Raw genomic sequence first — 1133 nt, 5'->3', positions numbered from 1 at the left:
CGTGCACCCAGTGGCCGTGCACCCAGTGGCCGTGCACCCAGTGGCCGTGCACCCAGTGGCCGTGCACCCAGTGGCCGTGCACCCAGTGGCCGTGCACCCAGTGGCCGTGCACCCAGTGGCCGTGCACTCAATGGCCGCCGCTGACGCGGCGGCGCAACTCTCTAGTGCTGCTCCGGGCCCGGCAGCCTGGCGCGCTGCGGTGCCGGCATCAAGCCGGGCTCGCTCGTTCCTCGCTCGGCCTACGGCTGCCCCGACTCGCGGCTACGCCGCGCCCTGCGGGTGCCTACGCCGCGCTCAGGCCGGTCCTGATCTCACCTCGCCGGGAGGGGGCGGTGAGCGTTCGGCGGCACCAGCCGTGCAGGTCCTCACCGTTCCCCTCCGGCTCCCCTGCTCGCACCGACCGGTGCCAGCACCGAGCCAGCGACGGGATGAGACATGCCCCAGCAGTGCCGCGCCGACACCACGGCCCTGGCGATCAACAACACCGACGCCAGCGGCACCGCCCACGTCGTCGCCTTCCGCGAGCACGGTGTCGGCTACGGCGAGTGGAACAGCGCGGTGGAGGACCTGACACGCGATCCGGAGGAGCCCTTCGGCTTCCGCGCCGAGGTCGGCATCGCTGAGCAGATCACCGACCCGATCACCGCGCTGAACCTCATCGACCGCTACCGCTTCTTCCTCGGCGCCGCGCAGGCCACCGAGCCCGGCGAGGACGACGAGCTGGAGCCGGTGGCCTACGTCGACGACCAGCCGTGCGTGCACGTGCGCGTCACGATGCAGCACCTGCCCGGCACCCTGACCCGGCACGTGAGCACGATCCTGGCGCTGCTGCGCTGCTGCGCTGCGGGCCGCAGGCGGAGTTCGCCTTCACCGCCTCCTCCCAGGGCCTGCTGTACCTGCCGCAGGAGTGCCTGCACCTGAGCATCACCTACCTGGACGCGCAGCGGCCCGACGTGAGCGTGACGGTCTGCCCGGACGCCCTGAGCGCCGTCGGCGAGGCCCTAGCTGTACCCAGCCAGGACGTTGGTGACAGCGCGTCGGCTTGAACACGGGAGGACCCCCAGGTGGGGTGTGACTTGTCGAAGGTCCACATCCACCCGGAGGTCCTCGTGGCCCACGCTAACGCCCGCACC

At 71.8% G+C, this 1133-nt stretch carries 1 protein-coding gene; it reads left to right on the top strand.

What is annotated here, in order from left to right; genetic code table 11:
- The first annotated feature begins 435 nt into the window (after positions 1 to 435).
- Entirely contained in the window at positions 436 to 921 is a 486-nt protein-coding gene (locus tag ACRYR2_RS24995; RefSeq protein ID WP_432565707.1) for a hypothetical protein, read from the top strand.
- Positions 922 to 1133 lie beyond the last annotated feature (212 nt).

Origin of the sequence: Kineococcus deserti, assembly GCF_050871945.1 — a bacterium.
In the GTDB taxonomy this organism is placed as follows: Bacteria; Actinomycetota; Actinomycetes; order Actinomycetales; family Kineococcaceae; genus Kineococcus.
Note: the sequence above shows the minus strand (reverse complement) of the source record. Positions and strands in the feature narration are given on the sequence as shown.